Annotated in this window: 1 protein-coding gene; it reads left to right on the forward strand. The window is 72.4% G+C overall.

Annotated elements, in window-relative coordinates:
* The coding region (gene nuoN, locus QH290_RS21365) for an NADH-quinone oxidoreductase subunit NuoN (RefSeq protein WP_280384699.1) at nucleotides 1–1525 on the forward strand (1525 nt) is incomplete at its 5' end.
* Nucleotides 1526–1662: the final 137 nt, after the last annotated feature.

The raw sequence follows: 1662 nt of genomic DNA on the forward strand, positions 1-1662 counted from the left end.
CGGGGTGCTGCGGGGGCGGGGGGTGGGGTGGTTCTGGGTGCCGCTGGGGGTGTTTGTGGGGGGGTGGGTGGGCGCTGTGGGGGGGGTGTTGGGGCGGGGGGGACCCACCACCACGGCCGTGGTCGACGCGGTGGCCGTCGACAATGTGGCGTTGTTCTTCCAGGGCACCATCCTGGTGGTGTCGATGCTCGGGCTGCTGCTGATGGCCGAGCGAGGCATCGAACCGCTGCTGCAGCGGGTCCGGCGCGAGGGCCCGGGCACGTGGAGCCGCGCCGCCGCCCAGGCCGCGGGCGCCACGGTCCCCGTCGACGCGTTCACCCCGCAGGCCGCCGCGATGCCCGGCAGCCCCGACGAGATCGCCGCCGCGCGCGCGGGCATCACCACCACCGAGGTGTTCCCGCTGGCCATGTTCGCCGTCGGCGGGCTGATGCTGTTCCCCGCCTCCAACGACCTGCTCACCATGTTCGTGGCGCTGGAGGTGCTGTCGCTGCCGCTGTATCTGCTGTGCGGGTTGGCGCGCCGGCGGCGGCTGCTGTCACAGGAGGCGGCGCTGAAGTACTTCCTGCTCGGCGCGTTCTCCTCGGCGTTTTTCCTCTACGGCATGGCGCTGCTGTACGGGTACGCGGGCACGGTGGGCTTCGCCGGGATCGCCGATGCGGTGGGCCGCGACACCGGCTCGAAAACCCTCGCGGTACTGGGCTTGGCGATGTTGGTGGTCGGACTGCTGTTCAAGATCGGTGCGGTGCCGTTCCAGTCCTGGGTGCCCGATGTGTATCAGGGCGCGCCGACTCCGGTGACCGCCTTCATGGCCGCGGGCACCAAGATCGCCGCGGTCGGTGCGCTGCTGCGCATCCTGCAGGTGGCGGTGCCCGGGCTGCGCGAGGACTGGCGGCCGATCCTGGCGGCGATCTCCATCGCCACCATGGTGGTCGGCGCGGTCATGGCGCTCACGCAGACCGATGTGAAGCGTGTGCTGGCGTATTCCTCGGTGGCGCATGCGGGATTCATCCTCACCGCGCTGGTGGCCGCCAACCCGTCGGGTGTCTCGTCGGTGCTGTTCTATCTGACCGCCTACGGCATCGGCACGATCGGCGCGTTCGCGGCGGTGACGCTGGTGCGCGACGAGGTCGGCAACGAGGCCACCGCGCTCTCGGCGTGGGCGGGCCTGGGCCGCCGGTCGCCGTGGCTGGCAACGATTTTCGCGCTGTTCCTGCTGTCGATGGCCGGAATTCCGCTCACCAGCGGCTTCGTCGGCAAGTTCGCGGTCTTCGAGGCCGCGGCCTCCGGCGGCGCCACTCCGCTGGTCATCGTCGGTGTCGTCGCCAGCGCCATCGCGGCCTTCTTCTACGTCCGCATCATCGTGCAGATGTTCTTCACCGATCCCCCCGAGGACGCCCCCCACATCGTCACCCCGCCCGTCACGACCGCGGTCATCACGGTCACCGCCGCGGCCACCTTGGTTCTCGGCATCCTCCCCCAGCCGTTGCTCGACATGGCAGACCGCGCAACGGTTTTCGTCCGCTGAGTACCGCCCGTGGGCCCCGGGGGGGGGGCCCCCGGGGCCCCCCCCCCCCCCCGCGGGGGCGCGCCCCCCCCCCCCGCCGGGCGCGGCCCGCACGAAAACGCGGACAGCCCCCCCCCCCCCCCCCCCGGCGGGGGGGG

It is taken from the genome of Nocardia wallacei, assembly GCF_029869545.1.
Lineage (GTDB): Bacteria > Actinomycetota > Actinomycetes > Mycobacteriales > Mycobacteriaceae > Nocardia > Nocardia wallacei_A.